The organism is Streptomyces sp. NBC_01428, from assembly GCF_036231965.1.
In the GTDB taxonomy this organism is placed as follows: Bacteria; Actinomycetota; Actinomycetes; order Streptomycetales; family Streptomycetaceae; genus Streptomyces.
The window spans coordinates 7,215,220-7,236,500 of record NZ_CP109499.1; the positions used below are offsets into that span (position 1 = coordinate 7,215,220).

Consider the following 21,281-nt stretch of genomic DNA (forward strand, 5'->3'; position numbering starts at 1 on the left):
CTGGGGTCCGGGGGCAGCGCCCCCGGTTACGGGACGGGTAGGGGCGGAGGGGGCGAGACACCCCCCCCCGGCCCCCGGCGTCACCCGTACTTCTTGATCTCCCGGTACGCCAGCGACCGCTGGTGGACCTCGTCGGGCCCGTCGGCGAGCTTCAGCGTCCGCGCACTCGCCCAGAGCTCGGCCAGCGGGAAGTCCTGGCTCACCCCACCCGCACCGTGCAGCTGCACGGCCTTGTCGAGGATGTCGACGACCGTGCGCGGTGTGGCGATCTTGATGGCCTGGATCTCCGTGTGGGCCCCCTTGTTGCCGACGGTGTCCATCATCCAGGCGGTCTTCAGGACCAGCAGCCGGAGCTGCTCGACGGCGACCCGCGCGTCGGCGATCCAGTTCTGCACGACACCCTGCTGGGCCAGCGGCTTGCCGAACGCCGTACGGGCCACCGCCCGCCTGCACATCAGCTCGATGGCCCGCTCGGCCATGCCGATCAGCCGCATGCAGTGGTGGATCCGGCCCGGACCGAGCCGCGCCTGCGCGATGGCGAACCCGCCGCCCTCCTCGCCCACCAGGTTGGTCACCGGCACCCGGACGTGGTCGAAGACGACCTCGGCGTGCCCGCCGTGCGAGTGGTCCTCGTAGCCGTACACCTGCATGGCCCGGCGGACCTCCAGGCCCGGTGTGTCCCGGGGGACCAGGACCATCGACTGCTGGCGGCGGATGTCCGGGCCGTCCGGGTCCGTCTTGCCCATCACGATGAAGATCCTGCAGTCGGGGTTCATCGCCCCGGAGATGTACCACTTGCGGCCGGTGATGACGTACTCGTCGCCGTCCCGCTCGATCAGCGTGGTGATGTTCGTGGCGTCGGAGGACGCGACCTCGGGCTCGGTCATCGCGAACGCGGAGCGGATCTCGCCGGCCAGCAGCGGCTCCAGCCACTGCTTCCGCTGCTGCTCGTCACCGAACTGGGTGAGCACCTCCATGTTGCCGGTGTCCGGCGCGGCGCAGTTCAGCGCCGTGGGCGCCAGGTGCGGGCTGCGGCCCGTGATCTCCGCGAGCGGCGCGTACTGCAGGTTGGTGAGACCCGCGCCGTACTCGGAGTCCGGCAGGAAGAGGTTCCACAGGCCCTGCCTGCGGGCCTCGGCCTTCAACTCGCCGACCACGGCGGGGGTGTCCCACGGCGAGGCCAGCAGGGCGCGCTGCTCCTCGGCGACGGCCTCCGCCGGATAGACGTGCTCGTCCATGAAGGCGAGCAGCTTCTGGCGCAGCTCTTCGGTGCGCGCGTCGAATCCGAAGTCCATGGCGGATCAGCCTTCCTGAAGGGTGGTCAGGCCGTGCTCGATGAAGACGGGCGTCAGCTCGCCGATGCGGTCGAAGCCCGCGCCGACGGTCTGGCCCTTCGTGTAGCGGTAGTGGATGCCTTCGAGGATCACCGCGAGCTTGAACCAGGCGAACGCCGTGTACCAGGAGACCGCGGACACGTCGCGCCCCGAGCGCGCGGCGTACCGCTCGACGATCTCGGCGGCCTCCGGGTGACCGGCGGCCGAAGCCGTGGTGCTGATGGGGGAGTTCGGAAGGTCCAGGCGCGTGCTGTACATGACGAGCAGGCCCAGGTCGGTCAGCGGATCGCCGAGGGTGGACATCTCCCAGTCCAGGATCGCCCTGATCCGGTCGTCGGGGCCGATGAGCACGTTGTCGAGCCGGTAGTCGCCGTGCACGACCGTGGCCGCGGGGGAGTGGGGCAGTTCGCGCCCGAGGGCGGCGTGCAGTTCGTCGATGCCCGGCAGCTCGCGGTTGCGGGACGCGTCCAACTGCTTCCCCCAGCGCCGCAGTTGCCGGTCGAGGAAGCCCTCGGGCCGGCCGAAGTCCGCGAGGCCCACCTCGGCCGGGTCCACCGCGTGCAGTTCCACCAGGGTGTCCACCAGGCCGAGCACCGCCTCGCGCGTGCGCTCCGGGCCGAGCGGGGCGAGCTGGTCGGCGGTGCGGAAGGGCGTGCCCTCCACGAACTCCATGACGTAGAACGGTGCGCCGAGCACGGAGTCGTCCTCGCAGAGCAGCACGGGGTCCGGGACCGGTACGGCCGTCGGGTGCAGCGCGCTGATCACCCGGTGCTCGCGCTTCATGTCGTGCGCGGTCGCCAGCACATGGCCGAGCGGGGGCCGCCGCACGACCCATCGCGCGGCACCGTCGGAGACCGCGTAGGTGAGATTGGACCGTCCGCCCTCGATCAGCCGGCCGGTCAGCGGGCCGTTCACCAGCCCGGGCCGCTCGCGGTCGAGCAGGTCACGCAACCGGTCGAGATCGAGACCTGGCGGGTGATCCGGACTCATCTTCGCTCCTCAGCACACGGAAACAGGTGGTGACCATGATGCCGACCAGTCGGTATGTCGTCCAGCGACTGTGCGAAACGTGATCGGCGTCTCCCCCGGTGAGTCCGTGACCGGGGGAGACGCCGAGACGCCTGCGGAGCATGGAAGGTCAGTGGTCGTCCCAGTGCCCCTCGTGCTCGGCGTGCCGGTGCCCCTCGTGCAGGTAGTCGACGTGGTCGCCGTGCGGGACCGCGGGGTGTCCGCAGCCCTCGCCGTGCTGGTGGGAGTGGGCTTCGTGCGCGACGTGGCCGCTCTGCTCGCACTCGTCCCAGTGACCCGCGTGCTCGCGGTGCAGGTGCCCGTCGTGCGCGTAGTCGACGTGGTCCCCGTGCCGCACCTGGGCGTGACCGCAGTCCGGGCCGTGGGTGTGCTGGTGGGTGGGGTGCTCCTGGTGAAGGGTGGTCATCGTGCTCACCTTCGGGCGGCGTGAAGTGGACGGTCCGTCCGCCTCCGGAGCGGGGCGGAACGCCACCTCAGGCTAGCGCCGTGAACAGGTGGATATCGGGTCATTCATCAGCAATTCGCCCTGCATGGCGTCCGGGGAAGGCAGGAACACCAGCGCCCCATCGCCCACGGCCGTCGTCCGGTGTGCGCGTACCGCCCGCGGGACGGGAGACCGCCCCACGGGCTCGGAGAGCGCGCGGACCGGGGGCCGGAGACCGCGTACGCCCCGGGCCCGATCCGGACCGGCAGGCCCCTAGAACACCAAGGCGACCGCGCACACCGCCAGGACGAGCGTGCACGCCGCGGTGGCCACCGCGTGCCGGAGGCTGAGGACGGCGGGACCGGCCGGACCCGCGAGGGCCAGCGCGCGGATGCGCTGGTGGGCGAGCGCGAGGAAGCACAGCCACAGCACGCAGGCGACCGCGCACGCCGCGACCCCCGCCACCGAGTCCCCGTCCTGCAGCGCCGCCTTCGCGGCGAGCACGGCGACGACGGTGCTGGAGAGGGTCGTGCGCCGCCAGGCGAGCCGGGTGCGCTCCGGCTGGAGGCCGGGATCCCGCTCCTCGCGTGCCGGCGGGGTCATCCGGCCCAGCCGGCGAGGACCACCACGATCATCGCGACCGCGACGACCGCCACGGCGATGCTCAGCACCGCCGGGAACCCCGACACGGGCAGGTCCTCGCCGCGCCGCATCGCCCGCTCGCAGCGCACCCAGTGGTTGACGGCCCGCAGGGAGCAGAGCACACCCGCGGCCAGCAGCGCGAGGGCGAGGCCGGCACGCCAGGCCCAGCGCAGGTCCGGCAGGAACTGGTCCACCGCGAAGCCCCCGCCGATCAGCGCGAGCGCGGTGCGCAGCCAGGCCAGGAAGGTCCGCTCGTTGGCCAGGGAGAACCGGTAGTCCGGCGTCCCGCCCTCCTCGCGGATCTGCCGGGGCGCGAACCACAGCCGGACATTACGCACGAGTTCGATCACGTCCAGGACCCTACCGGGAGCCCGCCACGCGCCGGTGTCCGTGCCGCCCGCTACCGTCCGGGGCCATGGACGATTCCGCGCCGCCCCCCGACCTCGCGCCGCCCGGGTTCAGCATCGCCCCGGCCGAGCAGCTGCTGCGCCTGCCGGGATTCTGGCCCGCCTACTACGTGCCCACCTGGGACGACTTCGCGGACGAGCCGGAGCTGTTCGGGGCGGACGGCGCCGATGTCGACGCGGCCGTGGACGCTCTGTACGGACCGGTGGACCCGTGGCCGGCGTACCGGCTCCCCCTGGCGGGGGGCCACGTCCTGTGGATCGTCCACAGCAACCATCCGGAGGACTCCGGCACGGACTACGTGATCACCCATCCCGCGTGGTCCCGCTCCGGCCGGCTGGCCTCGATCGAGGGGCACTTCAGCGGCCCCGGGCTGTCCTGGCCCGAGCTGCTGGCGGTCGCCGGCTCCGCCCCGCCGGGCGCCGAGGGCGTGCTCGACCCGGGCACGCGCCTGCTGCTGTTGCTCCCGGCGTTCGGCGACGCCGACGTGCCGACCGAGGAGGCGGTGCGGCGGATCGGCGACGCGCTCACCGCGGCCGGAATGGCCGCCGAGGCGGCACCGGGCGCCGCCGAGCGCTTCCTGGACCATCCCTTCTGGGACGGCCCCACCTGGACACCCCAGGGCCCGAGCCCGCTCAGCGGCACCACCAGGGAGCCGAGCCCGCTCCCGCTGTGCGACGGGCCGTACAGCCCGCGCACCGTCCGGCTGGCCCAGGGCATCACCGCGGACCAGGAGCGCGCACTGGCCGCCGCGCTCACCGTCCGGCACCCCGGGGCCGGTCCCGGACGGGCGGAACGTCAGCCCATCGCCCGGTAGTCCCTGAGCCGCTCGTGGGCCGCGAGGCCGTCGGGGACCCAGGTCCAGTCGGCGAGCCTGGCCTCCACCTCCTCGTCGGTGAGGAAGTCGTGCCAGGCGACCTCCTCCACCTGCGGGTCCACCGGAAGGTCGCAGCGCACCTCGTAGACCGCGGACCACCACGTCCGGCCGGCCCCGTCGTCGTACAGGAAGCGGAAGAGGGGGGTCGGCCGGGGAAGCCCGGAGACGCCGAGTTCCTCCTCGGCCTCGCGCAGCGCGGCGTCGTCGTAGGACTCGCCGGTGCCGACGACCCCGCCGACGAACATGTCGTAGAAGGAGGGGAACACCAGCTTGGTCGCGGTACGCCGGTGGACGAAGACCCGGCCCTCGGCGTCCCGAGCCTGGATGAACACGCACCGGTGACGCAGCCCGCGCTCGTACGCCTCCCCGCGCGGGGACTGCCCGATGACCTGGTCGTTCTCGTCCACGATGTCGAGGATCTCGTCAGCGGCACTCATGGACCCCATCCAAGCAGCCGGGGGCGGCCGAGGGAGGCCGTCGAGGGGGAGTGCCCGTGTCGCCGGCGGGTCGTGTCAGTGCGGCTGGAGGTCCCGCGAGTGCTCCGGCTCGGCCGTGCCCGAGGGCATCGCCGGGTGCATCCCGAGCAGGATGATCCCCGCCACGACCCCCGCGAGCCCCGCGGCCTGCCAGGCGAGGGCGCCCACGTCGGTGCGGAGCTGGTCGCCGAGGAAGCCCACCCCGCAGGCGATGCCGGCCAGCGGCTGGGCGGCGGTGAGAGCGGGCAGCGACATCCGCAGGGGAGCGGTCTCGAAGGCGCTCTGGACCAGGATCAGGCCGGTCACGCCGAGGACGAGGACCGTGTACGGCTGCCAGCCGGTGAGCAGCTCGGACCAGCCGCCGTCGCCGAACCGCTGGCCGCTCACCCGGGTGAGCGCGTCCTGCAGGCCGTACAGCAGGCCGGCGGCGGTGGCGAGGAGCACGGGTCCCGCGCTCAGCCGGGAGCGTTTCGCGTAGGCGGTGAGCAGCAGGGCCAGCCCGACCACGATCCCGATGATCAGCCAGTGCCGCAGCGGATCGTCGATGGCCTCGCCGCCCTGCGGCTGCCCGGCGACGATGAACGCCGAGACGCCGCCCGCGAGCAGGATGAGCCCTGCCCAGCCCTGCCGCCCGAGCGGCTGTTTGGTCTGGTGGCGGGAGAGGGCCAGCGCGAAGAGGAGGTTCGTGGCGAGGAGCGGCTCCACCAGGGAGACCTCGCCCTTGCCGAGCGCGATCGCGCCGAGCACCATGCCGCACACCATGAGCCCGATGCCGCCCAGCCAGCGCGGGACCCGGACGAGGTCCAGCAGGATGCGCGGGGAGAGGAAGTCGCTCAGCGGGGCGTGCGAGGCGGCGTTCTGCTGGAGCACGAAACCGAAGCCCAGGCAGCAGGCCGCGCTCACTGCGAGGACCAGAACGAGAACCGACACGCTGGGTACCTCGATACATCGGGGTCGGGGGCCACGGTGCGTTTCCCGCCGACTTTAGTGCCAAGGGCCGGGGCCTGCTCCGGGAGTCCCGGGAGCCAGGCGGTTGACTCGGTCACCTTTCTTGCCGAAGGATCTGACCGATCAGTAACAACGGCTGGTCGCCCGTCGTGGCCGACCACCACATCTCCAATGTCTCATCAACCAGCGAAGCTGCCGATCGGTTCGTGACAAACGTCATCACGTCGTCCCCGGGCGCCGATCCGATCCGACCAGTCGGAATGCCGAGAGGACGGGCCCATGGCCTACGACGCAGATGTGATCGTCATCGGAGCGGGCCTCGCGGGGCTCGCGGCGACCGCCGAGCTCGTCGACGCGGGCCGCAAGGTGATCCTCCTCGACCAGGAGCCCGAGCAGTCGATCGGCGGGCAGGCGCACTGGTCCTTCGGCGGGCTCTTCTTCGTCGACTCCCCGGAACAGCGCCGCCTGCGGATCAAGGACAGTCACGCCCTGGCCCTCCAGGACTGGATGGGCACGGCCGGCTTCGACCGTCCGGAGGACCACTGGCCGCGCCGCTGGGCCGAGGCGTACGTCGACTTCGCGGCCGGTGAGAAGCGGTCCTGGCTGCACGGCCAGGGCGTGCGCTTCTTCCCGGTGGTCGGATGGGCCGAACGCGGGGGCTACGACGCCACCGGGCACGGCAACTCCGTACCGCGCTTCCACATCACCTGGGGGACCGGCCCCGGCCTCGTCGCGCCCTTCGAACGCCGGGTGCGCGAGGGCGTCGCCCGCGGCCTCGTCGAGCTGCGGTTCCGCCACCGGGTGACCGGACTGTCCCGCAGCGCCGGCTCGGTCGACACCGTCACCGGCGAGGTCCTGGCACCGTCCGGCATCGAGCGCGGCCAGGCCAGCAGCCGCGAGGTCACCGGCGCCTTCGAGCTCCGGGCCCAGGCCGTGATCGTCACCTCGGGCGGCATCGGCGGCAACCACGACCTCGTCCGCGCCAACTGGCCGGAGCGTCTCGGCACCCCGCCCGAACGGATGATCTCCGGCGTGCCCGCGCACGTCGACGGGGCGATGCTCGGGATCGCCGAGGAGACGGGCGCCCGGCTCATCAACCGCGACCGCATGTGGCACTACACCGAGGGCATCCAGAACTGGAACCCCGTCTGGGACAAGCACGGCATCCGCATCCTGCCCGGACCGTCCTCCCTCTGGCTGGACGCGCGCGGCAACCGGCTGCCCGTCCCGCTCTTCCCCGGCTTCGACACCCTCGGCACCCTCGAACACATCATGAGCACCGGATACGACTACACGTGGTTCGTGCTCGACCAGAAGATCATCGGCAAGGAGTTCGCGCTCTCCGGCTCGGAGCAGAACCCCGACCTGACCGGCAAGTCGATCCGCGACGTCATCGGACGCGCCCGCGCCGACGTGCCCGCCCCCGTGAAGGCCTTCATGGACCACGGCGCCGACTTCGTCGTGGAGAAGGACCTCGCCGCCCTGGTGCGCGGGATGAACGCGCTCACCAAGGAGCCGCTCATCGACGAGGCCGCGCTGCACCGCGAGATCGTGGCGCGCGACCGGGAGATCGCCAACCCGTTCACCAAGGACCTCCAGGTCATGTCCATCCGCGGAGCCCGCAAGTACCTCGGGGACAAGCTGATCCGCACCGCGAGCCCGCACCGCATCCTCGACCCCAAGGCGGGCCCGCTGATCGCCGTCCGCCTCAACATCCTCACCCGCAAGACCCTCGGCGGCCTGGAGACCGACCTCTCCTCGCGCGTGCTGACCGAGGGCGGCGAGGCGCTGGAGGGCGTGTACGCGGCCGGTGAGGCCGCCGGGTTCGGCGGCGGCGGTGTGCACGGATACCGGTCCCTGGAGGGCACCTTCCTCGGAGGCTGCCTCTTCTCCGGCCGGACGGCGGGCCGCGCGGCGGCCGGGGCGGTCGGCTGAGCCGAGGCTTACGCGGCGGGCCGGGTACGGGCAGATCCGCACGGAGGCCGTACCGCGGTGAAGGTCGGACGTCGAGGGACGTCCGACCTTCCGGGGACGCTTCGGGACGATGGGGGCGGTGAGGGTCAACTTCACCGCACGCCCCGCCAGTTGACACGTGTAGCGACTTGGCCGGCTCTTGACGTGAACTCTGGCTGAGGGTTTGCTGTCCGTGATCACTCTCTGACGAACCGCGCCTGTGAGGTTGAGCAGCGGTGTCACCACCCCCGCCACCCCTGGGCCGCGGCCGCAAGCGTGCGGCCCAGTCGTTCGACGCCGCCCTCGACGACGCCGAACTCGTCGCCGCCCGCACCTCGTTGAGCCAGGGGCGGTGGACCGCCGTCCGCGCCCTGCTCGCCGGGACCGGCGAGGACTGGGACCGCCGCGGACACCGCCTCACCGTTCTCGCGCAGGAGTCCGCCACCCTCGCCTGGGCCCGTGACTGGCAGCTCGCCGAACCGGAGTCCCCCGACGCGGCCGTCCTGCTCGGCTGCGCCACGGTCGAGCGCGCCCTGAACGGCAAGGAGCGCCCCGAACGCGCCCGCGACGCCTGCCGGTCCGCGGCGGCGCTCGCCCCCGCCGACCCCACGCCCTGGCTCGCCCTGCTCCTCCTGGAGCGCTCGCTCGGCGCTGAGGAGGACGTCGTCCGGCTCTTCGACGAGGTGCGCCACCGGCACCCCGACCACCACCACGCGCACCACCTGATGGTCGCCCGGCTCGCCGAACGCCGCGCCACCGCGGGCCAGGACCCGCTGCACGAGGTCTACGACTTCGCCAACTGGGCCGCCGAGCTGGCTCCCGCCGACTCGCCGCTCGCGATCCTCCCCGTGGTCGCGCACGCCGAACGCTTCCGGGTGCTCGCCGCCGCCGGGAGCGAACCCGCCGATCCGGTCGCCTCCGGACACTGGGTCGGACGGCGGGCCCGGCAGGTGATGAAGGCCGCCTTCGACTGGTGGCTGGAGTGGGAGCGCGACGACCATCCGCGGCGCCTCGTCGACCTCAACTTCCTTGCCCACGCCAAGTTCTGCGAGGGCCGGGGCGCCGAGGCCGCCGCCCTGTTCCACCGCATCGGCGAGCACCCCACCCCGGCTCCCTGGTCCTATCCGGACCGCGATCCGTACACCGCCTTCCGTACCGCACGCGACAGCGCGCTCGGCACGGTGTGAACGCCCCCCGACGACCAGACATCCGAAAGGACGACCCCGCGATGACGACGGGCAGTTCGAGCACATCGAGTACGTCGAGCACGGGAAGACCGGCCGCCGACGAGGCCGGCATCAGCACTTTCAAGGGGCAGGACCGCGCCCTGCGCGCCGGCCGCCTCGGCACGGGGGGCCTGCTGCTGTCCGTCCTCGCGGCGACCGCTCCCCTCATGGTGGTCGCGGGTGTCATGCCCACTACATTCGCGGTGATGGGCATCGTCGGGCAGCCGCTGCTCTTCGTCATCCTCGGTGTCGTCCTCGTGCTCTTCAGCGTCGGGTACGCCGAGATGAGCCGGCACGTCCACAACGCCGGCGCCTTCTACGCGTACATCTCCCGCGGACTCGGCGGCACCCCCGGCGCCGCCGCGGCGGCGGTCGCCCTGGTCGCCTACAGCGCGCTCCAGGTCGGCATCTACGGCCTCTTCGGCTTCGAGGTCTCCGGACTGTTCGCCACCTACCTCGACACCGAACTCGTCTGGTGGATACCGGCGCTCGCCGCCGTGCTCGTCGTCGGCGCACTGGCCTGGCTGAAGATCGACGTCAACGCCTGGGTGCTCGGCGTGCTGCTGGTCATCGAGGTCGCCCTCGTCGTCGTCTTCGACGTCGCGGCCGTCGCGGATCCCGCCCAGCAGGGCCTGTCGCTGCACGCGTTCAACCCGGACACCCTCACCGGAGCAGGCGTCGGCACCGCGCTGTGCTTCTGCATCGCGGCCTTCACCGGCTTCGAACAGGCCCCGGTCTACGCGGAGGAGACCAGCCGCCCGCACATCCTGGTCCCGCGCGTCATGTTCCTCGCGATCGGCTTCGTCGCCGTCTTCTTCGCGATCAGCTCCTGGGCGCTGACGGTGGCCACCGGGCCCTCCGCGATCATCGGGACGTCCCAGAAGCAGAGCGCCGGACTGCTGTTCTTCCTCACCGAGTCGCGGCTCGGCACCACGTTCACCGACGTCCTGCACGTCCTCTTCGTGACGGGCATGTTCGCCGCGCTGCTCAGCTTCCACAACGTCGTCTCGCGCTACGCCTTCGCCATGGGCCGTGAGGGGCTGCTGCCCGCCGCCTTCGGCCGGACCACGGAGTCCAGCGGCGCCCCCGGCACAGGCTCCCTGCTGCACACCGTCGTCTCCCTGGTCGTCGTCGGCGGCTTCGCACTCGCCGACGACAAGCCGACCGGCGACCCGACCGCACCCGTGCTGCACCTCTTCACCTGGGGCGGCAACGTCGGAGCCCTCGGGGTCATCCTCCTGATGGCGGCCGCCTCGCTGTCGGTCATCGTGTTCTTCGTCCGCCGCGGCGCCGCCCGCGCCCAGGGCTGGCGCCTGGCCACCTCCGCCGTCGCCGGCGTCGCCCTCCTCGTCATCGTGGTCTACACCGTCAAGGACTTCGACGTCCTCGTCGGCACCGGTCCGGGCTCCACCCTCAGCTGGCTGCTGCCCGCCGTCATCGGGGCGGCCGCGGTCGTCGGACTGGTCCAGGGACTCGTGCTGCGCTCCCGCAAGCCCGAGGCGCACGCCCGGATCGGTCTCGGGAACGAGGCGTTCCAGTTGGACAAGGCGGCCGAGTCCACCTCCTGAGGCGGCCCGCACGTCCTGTTCGGAGCCCCGCGCTTCGAACAGGACGTGAGAAGAGATGACGGAACGCTGACGAGCACCCGCCACCGCTGGCTTTTTGGGGGTCGCGGGTGCTCGAATCAATGAGTGAACACTGAACGGCCCGGCGAACCGGACCCCGAGCGGCCCGACGAGCCCGCCCGTCCCGAGGAACGCGGCAAGCCCATCGGCCGACGCGTCCTGCTCGGCACCCTCGGACTCGGCGCCCTCGGCGTGCTGACGGCGCCGACCCTCCAGAGCACCATGGAGTCCTTCCTGGCGGGCGCGTCCGAGAAGGACCCCACGGGCCTGACCGGACTGCTGCCCAACGGCGGCGGCTTCCGCTACTACTCGGTGACCTCCTCCGTCCCGCACAAGGACGAGAAGAACTACCGGCTCACCGTCGACGGCCTGGTCGACCACCCCGCCTCGTACACGCTCGCCGACCTGCGCGCCCTGCCGCAGACCCGGCTGGTCCACGACGTCCAGTGCGTCACCGGCTGGCGGGTCCCCGGCACCCCCTTCGAGGGCGTCCGGCTGTCCGACCTGCTCGACGCCGCGGGAGTCCACCACACGGCCGGGGCGGTCCGCTTCACCTGCTTCGACGGGGCGTACTCGGAGAGCCTGACGCTCCGCCAGGCCCGCCGCGCGGACGTCCTGGTGGCCCTGCGCATGCAGGACAAGCCCCTCGGCCACAACCACGGCGGCCCCGCACGCCTCTACGTCGCGCCGATGTACTTCTACAAATCCGCCAAGTGGCTCTCCGGCATCACCGTCACCGAGGACGTCCGTCCCGGGTACTGGGAGGACCGGGGCTACGACGTCGACGCCTGGGTCGGCCGTTCGAACGGACGCGACGATGAACCCACGAGCTGACGGCGCCCCGGACGTGTCCGCCGCCCCCGCCCCGTCCCGCCAGGTCCACCGCTTCACCCGGGCCGAACACTGGGTGCACCGCGTCACGGCCCTGCTGATGGGCGTGTGCGTGGTCACCGCGGCCTGCCTCTACGTACCCGAGCTGGCCGAACTCGTCGGCCGCCGCGAACTCGTCGTCCGCGTCCACGAGTGGGCCGGTCTGATGCTCCCGGTCCCGGTCGTCGCGGGCCTCGCCTCCCGCGCGTTCCGCCGCGACCTCGGTCACCTCAACCGCTTCGGCCCGCACGACCGCGTGTGGCTGCGGGCGGCGCTGCGCCGCGACAAGGACCGGGACTCCCGCCCCGCGGCCAAGTTCAACGCGGGGCAGAAGGTCTACGCCGCCTGGATCGCCGGCGCCACCCTGGTCATGGTGGGCACCGGGCTGCTGATGTGGTTCACCCACCTCACGCCCCTGATGTGGCGCACCTCGGCGACCTTCGTGCACGACTGGCTGGCCCTGACCATCGGCATCGTCCTCGCGGGCCACATCGGCATGGCACTGGGCGACCCGGAGGCGAGGCGGGGTCTGCGCACCGGGTCGGTGAGCCGCGAGTGGGCCGAGCGGGAGCACCCGTTGTGGCGGCCGTGAGCCGCGGGACCGCCTGAGCCCACGGAACGGTGAAGCGGGCCCGGAGATCCGGACCCGCTTCCGACCGGCGTGATCCGGTCCCGTCCTGAAGAGCCGTCAGGCCCTAGACGACAAGCGACAGCAGCAGCACCAGCCCGCCCGCCACCACCGAGATGATCGTCTCCATGACGGACCACGTCTTGATGGTCTGGCCGACGTCCAGGCCGAAGTACTCCTTCACCAGCCAGAAGCCCGCGTCGTTGACATGGCTGAAGAAGAGGGAGCCCGCGCCGATCGCGAGGACGAGCAGCGCCGTGTGCGTGCTCGACATGTCGGCCGCCAGCGGCGCCACCAGACCCGCCGCCGAGATGGTGGCCACGGTCGCCGAGCCCGTCGCCAGCCGGATGATCACGGCGATCAGCCAGGCGAGCAGCAGCGCGGGGATCGACCAGTCCTTGGAGATCTCCAGGATCATCCGGCCCACGCCGGAGTCGATCAGGGTCTGCTTGAAGCCGCCGCCCGCGCCCACGATCAGCAGGACACCGGCGATGGGGGCGAGGGACTTCTCGACGGTCGTCGAGATGCGGTCCCGGGTGAAGCCGGCCGCGCGGCCGAGGGTGAACATGCCCACGATCACGGCGGCGAGCAGCGCTATCAGCGGTGCTCCGGCGACGTCGAAGACGCGCTGTGTCATGTTCTCGGGGTCGTCGACGACGATGTCGACCAGCGCCTTGGCCAGCATCAGTACGACGGGCAGCAGCATGGTGGCGAGCGTGGCGCCGAAGCTGGGGCGCCGGTCCAGGTCCTCGGAGGCACGCTGCGGGATCATGCGGTCGGGCGCCTGGACGTCCACCCAGCGGGCTGCGTAGCGGGAGAACACCGGACCGGCGATGATCACGGTCGGGATGGCGACCAGGACACCGAGGGCGAGGGTGATGCCGAGGTTCGCCTTGACCGCGTCGATCGCGACCAGCGGACCGGGGTGCGGCGGAATGAGACCGTGCATCACCGACAGGCCCGCGAGGGCCGGGATGCCGATCCGCATCAACGAGTAGTTGCCGCGCCGCGCGACCAGCAGCACCACCGGGATCAGCAGCACGATGCCGACCTCGAAGAACAGCGGCAGGCCGATCACCGAGGCGATGAGCACCATCGCCCAGGGCATGGCGCGACCGCCCGCCTTCGCCAGGATGGTGTCGACGATCTGGTCGGCGCCGCCCGAGTCGGCGAGCAGCCGGCCGAGTATCGCGCCGAGGGCGATCAGCACACCCACGCCGGCCACGGTCGACCCGAGCCCGCTGGAGAAGCTGACGATGACCTTGTCGAGCGGGGCTCCGGCGAACGCGCCGAGGGCCAGCGAGCCGATCGTCAGGGCCAGGAAGGCGTGCAGTCTGAACTTGGTGATGAGCAGGACGATGACGGCGATGCCCGCCAGCACGGCTATGCCCAGTTGAGCGTGGCCCGCCGAGGTGATCGGTTCGACGGTGTCCGCTGCCAGCATCTCGACACTGAGTCTGGTCACGGTGATTCCCTTGCTTGTGGAAGGTCGCGGGGGAAGGTGGTGCGGGGCGGCCGCTCCCGGAAGGAGGCAGCGCTGAACCCGGCACGGGCGCCGCGCGCGCGAGGTGACGCGGCGAGGCGCCCGACGTGAGGGGTGCGGTTACTGCGGCGGTGCGAGGTGCGCGAGCGCGGCCACGGCCCGCTCGGTGATCTCGGCGGGGTCGCCGGAGACGTCCACCTCGACTCCCGCCTCGTCCGCCGCCAGCGGCTGGAGCGTGGCGAACTGGGAGTCCAGGAGGGCGGTGGGCATGAAGTGGCCCTTGCGGTGCGACATCCGGTCCTCGATGAGCTGTCGGTCACCGGTGAGATGCACGAAGGCGACGCCCGGGGCGGCGGCACGCAGCCGGTCCCGGTAGCCGCGCTTGAGAGCCGAGCAGCTGACCACGCCACCGAGGCCGGCCCGGTCGTGCGCCCATCGGCCGATGGCGTCCAGCCAGGGCGCGCGGTCGTCGTCGGTCAGCGGCGTCCCGGCCGACATCTTGGCGATGTTGGCCTGCGGGTGGAAGTCGTCGCCCTCGGCGTACGGAACACCGAGCCGGGCCGCGAGCAGCGGTCCGATGGTGGTCTTGCCGGTACCGGCGACGCCCATGACCACCAGGACATGAGGGGTGGGACTGTGCTGCATCGGGCTCTCGCTGTCTTCGTCGACATCTGATGTCGACGCCACTGAAACGCATTAGGTACGACAAATTCAAGAGTGTGTGACGTATAAGTCTGACTTTTTGATTGTGGCGTCCGCCTCGTACGCTGACGTCATGACCACACGGGGCCGGGGGCTGCACGGACGAGTACTGGAATCCCTCGGGCCGGCCATCACGGCGGGCGACTACCCGCCGGGAAGCGTCCTACGCACCGACGAACTCGCCCAGCGCTTCGAGGTGTCCCGCTCCGTGATGCGCGAGGCGGTCCGGGTCCTCGAATCCATGTACCTGGTCGAGTCCCGCCGCCGCGTGGGTGTGACGGTGCGCCCCAAGTCCGAGTGGAACGTCTACGACCCCCAGGTCATCCGCTGGAGACTGGCCGGCGCCGACCGCCCCCACCAGCTGCGTTCCCTCACCGTGCTGCGCTCCGCCCTCGAACCGGTCGCCGCCGGACTCGCCGCCCGGTACGCCACCGCCGCCCAGTGCGCGGAACTCACCGAGTGCGCGCTGGGCATGGTCGCCACCTCGCGCGGGCACCAACTGGAGGGCTATCTCGTCCACGACGTCGCCTTCCACCGCGTGATCCTCAACGCGTCCGGCAACGAGATGTTCGCCCGCCTCGGGGACGTCGTCGCGGAGGTCCTGTCCGGCCGGACCCACCACGAGGTCATGTTCGCGGACCCCGACCCCGCCGCCGTCACCCTGCACGTCAAGGTCGCCGAGGCCGTCCGCGAGGGCGACGCCGCGCTCGCCGAGCGGCTCACCCGGGAGATCACGGTCGGCGCCCTCCAGGAACTGGACATCCTCGCGCCCTGACCGGCGGGCTCGGACGGTCAGTCGAGGAAGTCGCCGTCCACGTAGACCCAGGCGCCGTCGACCCGCTCGAACCGGCTGCGCTCGTGCAGCGAACCGCCCCGGTACCCGGCGCGGAAGGTGACGGTCCCGGTCGTGTGGAACGCCGAGCCCTGCTCCGCGCCGAGGATCTCCAGGCCCGTCCACCGCATCCCGGGGTCGAACTCCACCCGGGCGGGACGCGTCCGCGGATGCCAGGTCCGCAGCAGATAGGCCTCGTCCTCCTGGACGAAGGCGCAGTACCGCGACCTCATGAGGGCCTCGGCACTCGGCGCCGCGGACTCACCGCGGTGGAAGCGGCCGCAGCACCGCGCGTACGGCTCGGCGAGCCCACAGGGACAGGAACGGCTGGTCATCGCGTCATTCTCCCCGGACCCGGGCCGAGTCGGCGTTCGTGGGCGGATAACCGGGCCGGGCCGGCAGCACCTGCGCGGCGGGGGAGGGCAGCGGCGGGAGCGCCGTCTCGTACAGCCAGGCCGTGAAGAGGTCGTCCAGCGGCTCGGCCGTGTGGCGTGCGACATGCGTGGTGAACACGGACGTGGTGACCACACCGCTCCGGTGCAGCGCCGACCAGCCGCGCAGCATGCGGAAGAACGCCTCGTCGCCCAGCGCGCAGCGGATCGCGTGCACCGCCAGCCCGCCGCGCTCGTAGAGCCGGTCGTCGAACATCAGCTTGCGGCCCGGGTCGGACAGCAGCAGATCCTGCGGCAGCGCCGACAGCTTCCGGTGCGCGGACGACGCCAGCCGGTGGGCCGTCCGCCCGCCGGAACGCTCCGACCACAGCCACTCCGCGTACTTCGCGAGGCCCTCGTTCAGCCAGATGTGCCGCCAGTCGGCGATCGACACGCTGTTGCCGAACCACTGGTGCGCCAGCTCGTGCGCGATCAGCCGCTCCGAACCCCGCGCCCCGTCCACGTGGTTGGCGCCGAACAGCGACAACCCCTGGGCCTCGACCGGGACGTCGAGCTCCTCCTCGGTCACCACCACCGCGTACTCACCGAACGGATACGGCCCGAAGAGATCCTGGAACAGCTCCATCATCGCGGGCTGCCGCGCGAAGTCCCGGGAGAACTCGGGGAGCAGCCGCGCGGGCAGATGCCCGGACTGCGGCACGCCGACCAGACCCGGATCGCCGAGCAGCACCGTCTGGTACTTGCCGATGGACAGGCCGACCAGATAGCTGGAGGTCGGCGCCGCCTGCTCGTACACCCAGGTCGTCGTGGACGCCTTCGTGGTCCGCGTCAGCAGACGCCCGCCCGCCACCACCGTGTACGCGGACGGCGTGGTGATCGAGATCTGGTACGCCGCCTTGTCGGCCGGCCGGTCGTTGCACGGGAACCAGGACGGCGAACCGACGGGCTGGCTCGCCACCAGCGCGCCGTCCTCCAGTTCCTCCCAGCCGATCCCGCCCCACGGGCTGCTCACCGGCTTGGGGTTGCCCGACCACTGCACCTCGACGGTGAACGCGGCACCGGCCCGGATCGGCTTCGGCGGACGGATCCGCAGCCGGCCCCCGCGATGCGTGTAGTGCGCTGCCTTCCCGTCGACCCGGATGCGGCCGATCCGGAAGTCCGCCAGGTTCAGCTGGAACTCGGCGAGCGCCGAGCGGCCCGCTATGGCGTTGAGCCGCGCGGTGCCGGAGAGCCGGTTCGGGGCGGGGCGGTAGTCCAGCGCGAGTTCGTACCGGTGCACCCGGTAACGGGGATCGCCGTTGGCCGGGAAATAGGGGTCCGGTCCCGCTGTCTGCTGAACGCTCACTGCTGCGACTGCTCCCTGCCCTGTGCTCGGCGTACCGCTGTACCGCCCTTCGTTGCCGACCGGCCGACGTCTTCTACGAACGCCAGGCCTCGATCGGGTTGCCCAGCCAGCGGGTGTCGTCGGGAACGGACTCCGCCGCCATCACGAGCGACGCGGGACCCAGGGTCGAGCGGGCCCCGACGGTGCTGCCGGGCAGGACGATTCCGCCCGGGCCCAGGGTGGCGCCCTCACGGAGGACCACAGTATCCGTCCGCAAGATCCGGTCGTGGAAGAGGTGGGTCTGCAGGACACAGCCCCGGTTCACCGTGGTCGCGTCCTCCAGTGTCACCAGGTCCGTCTCGGGAAGCCAGTAGCTCTCCACCCACGTACCCCGCCCGATCCGCGCACCCAGTCCGCGCAGCCACGCCGTCATCAGCGGGGTGCCCGGAACCGAACCCGCCAGCCACGGCACGGCGACGACCTCCACGAAGGTGTCGGCCAGTTCGTTGCGCCACACGAAACCGCTCCACAGCGGATGCTCCCCGGCACGGTGCCGGCCCACCAGCAGCCACTTCGCCACCACCGACACCAGGCACCCGAGCACCCCGGCGGCCAGCAGCACCGCTCCCGGGAACACCCACGCCCAGGGACCCAGCGCACACAGCGCGGCGACCGTCAGGACCGCCAGCGCGGCCGAGCAGAACACCGGCACGATCCGGCACGCCTCCACCAGACCGCGCGCCCACAGCAGCCGGGCCGGCGGGTCGTACGTACGGCTCTGGTCGCCGCCCTGCGCCGAGCGCGGCAGCTTCACCGGCGGCAGACCCAGGTACGAGCTGCCCTTCTTCGCCTTCTTCGGCGTCGCCGACAGCACGCCCACCAGACCCCCGTCCGGCACGCTGCGGCCCGGCGCCGTCATCCCGGAGTTCCCGAGGAACGCCCGGCGGCCGATCTCGGCCCGCCCGATCCGCATCCAGCCGCCCCCGAGCTCGTACGGCGCGGTCAGCGTGTCGTCGGCGAGGAAGGCACCCTCGCCGACCGTCGTCAGACTCGGCAGCGCGAGGACCGTCGAGATCTCGGCGCCCCGCCCGATCCTCATCCCGAGCAGCCGCAGCCACACCGGCGTGATCAGCCCCGCGTACAGCGGGAACAGCGTCTCCCGCGAGCGGTCCATCAGCTGCGTGACCGTCCACGCCTGCCAGCCGATCCGGCTGTGCGTGGGATGCGTGCCCTCCCGCAGCCCGAGACTCAGCAGCCGCACGAGGACCAGCAGCAGCACCGCGTACGCCAGACCGAAGGCGAGCGTCGCCGGCACCAGCGCGGTCGCCGCACCGCGCAGCGCCGCACCGAACCCGGCGTCCGCGCTCACGAAGCCCCGCGCCACGAGCAGCGCCGCGACGGCGGCCAGCACCGGAAGCGCCGTGAGCGCGAAGCCGGTCAGGCCGTACATCACCCGCCAGTACGTGCCGCGCCGCGGCCGGTCCTTCGGCCACGCCCGCTTCGCCTTGCCCAGCTTGCCCGCCGGGGCGCCAGCCCAGCGCTGCCCGGTCGGGATCTGCCCGACGACCGCCGAGCCGGGCGCCACCTCGGCACGCTTGCCGACCCGGGCCCCCGGGAACAGGATGCTGCGCGTCCCGACGACGGCACCGGCGCCCACCTTCACCGCGCCGATCTCCAGCCGGTCACCGTCCAGCCAGTACCCCGACAGGTCCACCTCGGACTCCACGGCGGCACCCCGGCCCAGCTTGAGCATGCCGGTCACCGGCGGCAGCGAGTGCAGGTCCACGTCCGGGCCCACCCGGGCGCCCAGCGCGCGGGCGTACCGGTCCAGCCAGGAACCCGTCAGCGAGGTCGCGCCACTGAACTCGGCGAGCCGCTCCGCCGTCCACAGCCGCAGATGGACCGAGCCACCGCGCGGGTACCGGCCGGCCTTCAGCCCGCGCAGCAGCAGCCGCGCCCCGCCCGCCGCGATCGCGAGCCGTCCCGGCGGGCTGAACAGCACCAGAGCACCGGCGCCCACCAGCCACCACGACGTGCTCGGCGCCCACGGATACGGGCCGAACCAGTGCAGGACGTTCCCGAGCGCGGCGAGCGCCACGGTCCAGCGCAGGCCGAGCAGCGTGAACAACGGCATCAGCACGAGGAGCTGGATCACCTTGGCGCGCATCGGCACCGGCGCGACCGTACGGCCGGCGCCGTCGTCCTGGACGGACTTCTCCAGGCGCCGGGCCAGCTTGCGCAGAACGGGCTGCTGGTAGATGTCGAGCACCGCGGCGCTCGGGTAGCGGGTCCGCAGCCGGGTGGTGAGCTGGGCGGCGGCGAGACTGTTGCCGCCGATCGAGAAGAAGTCGTCGGCCGAACCGCCGACGGGGATGCCGAGCACCTCGCTCCACTGCTCGGCCAGCCATGCCTCGGTGCCGTAGAGCTGCTCCTTCGCGCCGCCGGACTCCAGACCCTCCAGCGGCCAGGGCAGCGCGTTCCGGTCGACCTTGCCGGACGTCCGGGTGGGCAGGTCCTCGACCGGCGCGAGCAGCGGCACCAGCGCGGCGGGCAGTTCGGCCCGCAGCTTCTCGACCGCGGCCGCGTGGTCCCAGCCGTCCTGCGTCACGACATAGCCCACCAGGAGCTGATTGCCGCCGCGCGCGGTCCGTACGGCCGCCGCGGCGCCGGCGACACCGGGCAGCGCCTGTAGCGCCGCGTCGACCTCGCCGAGTTCGATCCGGCGCCCGCCGAGCTTGATCTGCTCGTCCGCCCGCCCGAGGAAGACCAGCCCCTCCGGTTCGGCCCGGACCAGGTCACCGCTGCGGTACGCCCGCTCCCACCCCAGGGAGGCGAGCGGCGCGTACTTCTCCGCGTCCTTCTCGGCGTCGAGGTAGCGGGCGAGCCCCGCCCCGCCGATCACCAGCTGGCCGCTCGCGCCCATCGGCACCAGCTCGCCGGCCTCGTCGACGACGGCCAGCTCCCAGCCGTTCAGCGGCAGCCCGATCCGGATGGGCTCCTCACCGGTCAGCAGCGAGGCACAGGCCACCACGGTCGCCTCGGTCGGCCCGTACGTGTTCCACACCTCGCGGCCCTCGGTCACCAGGCGCTGGGTCAGCTCGGGCGGGCAGGCCTCACCGCCGAAGATCAGCAGCCGGACCTCGTTGAGGGCCTCCGGCTCCCACAACGCGGCGAGGGTGGGCACGGTGGAGACCACGGTGATCTCCTGCTCGACCAGCCAGGGCCCGAGATCGGCGCCGCTGCGCACCTGGGAGCGGGGCACCGGCACCAGGCAGGCGCCGTACCGCCAGGCGAGCCACATCTCCTCGCAGGAGGCGTCGAAGGCGACGGACAGGCCCGCCATGACCCGGTCACCGGGGCCGATCGGCTCCTCGGTCAGGAAGAGGTCCGCCTCGGCGTCCACGAACGCGGCGGCGCTGCGGTGGCTCACGGCCACGCCCTTGGGCCTGCCGGTGGAGCCGGAGGTGAAGATGATCCACGCGTCGTGCCCGACGCCGGGGCGTGCCGCGGGCACCTCGGAGCGGCTCCGGGCCGTCAGCTCGTGCCCGGCCCCGACGACCGCGCGCACGCCCGCCTCGCCGAAGACCAGCTCGGCGCGCTCGTCCGGGTCCTCAGCGTCCACCGGCACGTAGGCGGCACCGGCCGCGAGGACGCCCAGAATCGCGACGTAGAGCTCGTTCGTGCCGGACGGGACCCGTACACCGACCCGGTCGCCGAGCCCGACCCCCGCCTGCGAAAGCCGCCACCGCGTGGCCTCGACCTCCGCGGCCAGCTCACGGTAGGTGAGCGCGCGCCGCCCGTCGTCCAGAGCGGGCTCGTCGGGGTACGCCCGGACGGAGGCGTCGAGGATGTCGACGAGGGTGCGCGGCGACGCGGCCGGGGCGGCGGAGAAGCGCGCCCGGTCACCGAACTCCGCACGCACCTCGTCGTCGGACAACGCGACCGCGGGGCCTTGCTGGAGGGCTGCCATCGGGTCCTCACGTGTTGTTCCCGGGAGACTCCGGGGCGCTGGGGGGCCCGCAGGTACGCCTGGGGATATTCCGGTCCAGCTCCGAGCAAGCCTGGAATTTTAGTACGACGCTAGCCCCGGGCCTGGTCATCAGCCATGCGA

General features: G+C 72.3%; 19 protein-coding genes. 7 read left to right on the top strand and 12 right to left on the bottom strand.

Annotated elements, in window-relative coordinates; translation table 11 throughout:
* Positions 1–80: 80 nt before the first annotated feature.
* The 5 genes from OG406_RS31260 to OG406_RS31280 all read right to left on the bottom strand — a co-directional run bounded on the left by OG406_RS31260 (position 81) and on the right by OG406_RS31280 (position 3,779).
* A complete protein-coding gene (locus OG406_RS31260) occupies positions 81–1,295 on the bottom strand; it encodes an acyl-CoA dehydrogenase family protein (RefSeq protein WP_266612405.1) in 1,215 nt (404 codons plus the stop codon).
* A gap of 6 nt (positions 1,296–1,301) precedes the next feature.
* Entirely contained in the window at positions 1,302–2,324 is a 1,023-nt protein-coding gene (locus OG406_RS31265; protein WP_164372519.1) for a phosphotransferase family protein, read from the bottom strand.
* Between the two features lie 148 nt (positions 2,325–2,472).
* A complete protein-coding gene (locus tag OG406_RS31270) occupies positions 2,473–2,769 on the bottom strand; it encodes a hypothetical protein (protein ID WP_081223537.1) in 297 nt (98 codons plus the stop codon).
* Between the two features lie 291 nt (positions 2,770–3,060).
* Positions 3,061–3,390 (bottom strand): DUF202 domain-containing protein, encoded by a 330-nt coding sequence (locus tag OG406_RS31275; protein WP_327410182.1) that lies wholly within the window; start codon positions 3,388–3,390, stop codon positions 3,061–3,063.
* Positions 3,387–3,779 carry a YidH family protein gene (locus OG406_RS31280; protein WP_081224047.1) on the bottom strand — a complete coding sequence of 131 codons (393 nt, stop codon included), beginning with the start codon at positions 3,777–3,779 and terminating at the stop codon, positions 3,387–3,389. The genes OG406_RS31275 and OG406_RS31280 overlap by 4 nt, the downstream gene beginning before the upstream one ends.
* Positions 3,780–3,844: 65 nt before the next feature.
* Here OG406_RS31280 and OG406_RS31285 point away from each other — a divergent pair, with 65 nt between their 5' ends.
* Entirely contained in the window at positions 3,845–4,651 is an 807-nt protein-coding gene (locus tag OG406_RS31285) for a hypothetical protein (RefSeq protein ID WP_329188967.1), read from the top strand.
* Here OG406_RS31285 and OG406_RS31290 read toward each other — a convergent pair.
* A complete protein-coding gene (locus tag OG406_RS31290) occupies positions 4,633–5,148 on the bottom strand; it encodes an NUDIX hydrolase (RefSeq protein ID WP_081223535.1) in 516 nt (171 codons plus the stop codon). The two genes, OG406_RS31285 and OG406_RS31290, sit on opposite strands and share 19 nt — an antisense overlap.
* A 75-nt stretch (positions 5,149–5,223) precedes the next feature.
* Positions 5,224–6,117 (bottom strand): DMT family transporter, encoded by an 894-nt coding sequence (locus tag OG406_RS31295; RefSeq protein WP_266854607.1) that lies wholly within the window; start codon positions 6,115–6,117, stop codon positions 5,224–5,226.
* A 297-nt stretch (positions 6,118–6,414) separates the two neighbouring features.
* Here OG406_RS31295 and OG406_RS31300 point away from each other — a divergent pair, with 297 nt between their 5' ends.
* The 5 genes from OG406_RS31300 (at position 6,415) to OG406_RS31320 (ending at position 12,401) form a co-directional block, all read left to right on the top strand.
* Positions 6,415–8,070, top strand: coding sequence for an FAD-binding dehydrogenase (locus OG406_RS31300; RefSeq protein ID WP_329188970.1), 1,656 nt, complete (start codon positions 6,415–6,417; stop codon positions 8,068–8,070).
* 254 nt (positions 8,071–8,324) lie between these two features.
* Positions 8,325–9,275 carry a hypothetical protein gene (locus OG406_RS31305; protein WP_164372512.1) on the top strand — a complete coding sequence of 317 codons (951 nt, stop codon included), beginning with the start codon at positions 8,325–8,327 and terminating at the stop codon, positions 9,273–9,275.
* 41 nt (positions 9,276–9,316) lie between these two features.
* Positions 9,317–10,882, top strand: coding sequence for an APC family permease (locus tag OG406_RS31310; protein WP_329188973.1), 1,566 nt, complete (start codon positions 9,317–9,319; stop codon positions 10,880–10,882).
* 123 nt (positions 10,883–11,005) lie between these two features.
* Entirely contained in the window at positions 11,006–11,773 is a 768-nt protein-coding gene (locus tag OG406_RS31315; RefSeq protein WP_164372510.1) for a molybdopterin-dependent oxidoreductase, read from the top strand.
* Positions 11,757–12,401 (top strand): cytochrome b/b6 domain-containing protein, encoded by a 645-nt coding sequence (locus OG406_RS31320; protein WP_081223528.1) that lies wholly within the window; start codon positions 11,757–11,759, stop codon positions 12,399–12,401. Before OG406_RS31315 ends, OG406_RS31320 begins: the two co-directional genes overlap by 17 nt.
* A gap of 103 nt (positions 12,402–12,504) precedes the next feature.
* Here the strand turns inward: OG406_RS31320 and OG406_RS31325 are convergent, their stop codons facing one another.
* Both OG406_RS31325 and OG406_RS31330 read right to left on the bottom strand, forming a co-directional pair.
* The gene (locus OG406_RS31325; RefSeq protein ID WP_267050335.1) at positions 12,505–13,902 is read right to left on the bottom strand and encodes a GntT/GntP/DsdX family permease; all 1,398 of its coding nucleotides are present in this window, start codon (positions 13,900–13,902) and stop codon (positions 12,505–12,507) included.
* Between the two features lie 138 nt (positions 13,903–14,040).
* Positions 14,041–14,565, bottom strand: a complete 525-nt coding sequence (locus OG406_RS31330; RefSeq protein ID WP_329188974.1) for a gluconokinase — start codon at positions 14,563–14,565, stop codon at positions 14,041–14,043.
* Positions 14,566–14,695: 130 nt separating this feature from the next.
* Between OG406_RS31330 and OG406_RS31335 the strand changes: the two genes are divergently transcribed.
* Positions 14,696–15,397, top strand: coding sequence for a FadR/GntR family transcriptional regulator (locus tag OG406_RS31335; RefSeq protein ID WP_164372507.1), 702 nt, complete (start codon positions 14,696–14,698; stop codon positions 15,395–15,397).
* A gap of 17 nt (positions 15,398–15,414) precedes the next feature.
* Here the strand turns inward: OG406_RS31335 and OG406_RS31340 are convergent, their stop codons facing one another.
* From OG406_RS31340 to OG406_RS31350, 3 genes are all read right to left on the bottom strand, one after another.
* Positions 15,415–15,789, bottom strand: coding sequence for a YchJ family protein (locus tag OG406_RS31340; protein WP_164372506.1), 375 nt, complete (start codon positions 15,787–15,789; stop codon positions 15,415–15,417).
* A gap of 4 nt (positions 15,790–15,793) precedes the next feature.
* Entirely contained in the window at positions 15,794–17,191 is a 1,398-nt protein-coding gene (locus OG406_RS31345) for a M1 family metallopeptidase (protein ID WP_164372505.1), read from the bottom strand.
* A 73-nt stretch (positions 17,192–17,264) separates the two neighbouring features.
* Positions 17,265–21,140 carry a Pls/PosA family non-ribosomal peptide synthetase gene (locus tag OG406_RS31350; RefSeq protein ID WP_329188978.1) on the bottom strand — a complete coding sequence of 1,292 codons (3,876 nt, stop codon included), beginning with the start codon at positions 21,138–21,140 and terminating at the stop codon, positions 17,265–17,267.
* Positions 21,141–21,281: the final 141 nt, after the last annotated feature.

What these genes read in the sequence shown, in the direction of transcription:
- OG406_RS31350 (WP_329188978.1), bottom strand. Translation starts at nt 21,140, where the DNA reads ATGGCAGCCCTCCAGCAAGGCCCCGCGGTCGCGTTGTCCGACGACGAG.
- OG406_RS31335 (WP_164372507.1), top strand. Translation starts at nt 14,696, where the DNA reads ATGACCACACGGGGCCGGGGGCTGCACGGACGAGTACTGGAATCCCTC.
- OG406_RS31310 (WP_329188973.1), top strand. Translation starts at nt 9,317, where the DNA reads ATGACGACGGGCAGTTCGAGCACATCGAGTACGTCGAGCACGGGAAGA.
- OG406_RS31275 (WP_327410182.1), bottom strand. Translation starts at nt 3,390, where the DNA reads ATGACCCCGCCGGCACGCGAGGAGCGGGATCCCGGCCTCCAGCCGGAG.
- OG406_RS31260 (WP_266612405.1), bottom strand. Translation starts at nt 1,295, where the DNA reads ATGGACTTCGGATTCGACGCGCGCACCGAAGAGCTGCGCCAGAAGCTG.
- OG406_RS31330 (WP_329188974.1), bottom strand. Translation starts at nt 14,565, where the DNA reads ATGCAGCACAGTCCCACCCCTCATGTCCTGGTGGTCATGGGCGTCGCC.
- OG406_RS31320 (WP_081223528.1), top strand. Translation starts at nt 11,757, where the DNA reads ATGAACCCACGAGCTGACGGCGCCCCGGACGTGTCCGCCGCCCCCGCC.
- OG406_RS31285 (WP_329188967.1), top strand. Translation starts at nt 3,845, where the DNA reads ATGGACGATTCCGCGCCGCCCCCCGACCTCGCGCCGCCCGGGTTCAGC.
- OG406_RS31300 (WP_329188970.1), top strand. Translation starts at nt 6,415, where the DNA reads ATGGCCTACGACGCAGATGTGATCGTCATCGGAGCGGGCCTCGCGGGG.
- OG406_RS31290 (WP_081223535.1), bottom strand. Translation starts at nt 5,148, where the DNA reads ATGAGTGCCGCTGACGAGATCCTCGACATCGTGGACGAGAACGACCAG.
- OG406_RS31270 (WP_081223537.1), bottom strand. Translation starts at nt 2,769, where the DNA reads ATGACCACCCTTCACCAGGAGCACCCCACCCACCAGCACACCCACGGC.
- OG406_RS31340 (WP_164372506.1), bottom strand. Translation starts at nt 15,789, where the DNA reads ATGACCAGCCGTTCCTGTCCCTGTGGGCTCGCCGAGCCGTACGCGCGG.
- OG406_RS31265 (WP_164372519.1), bottom strand. Translation starts at nt 2,324, where the DNA reads ATGAGTCCGGATCACCCGCCAGGTCTCGATCTCGACCGGTTGCGTGAC.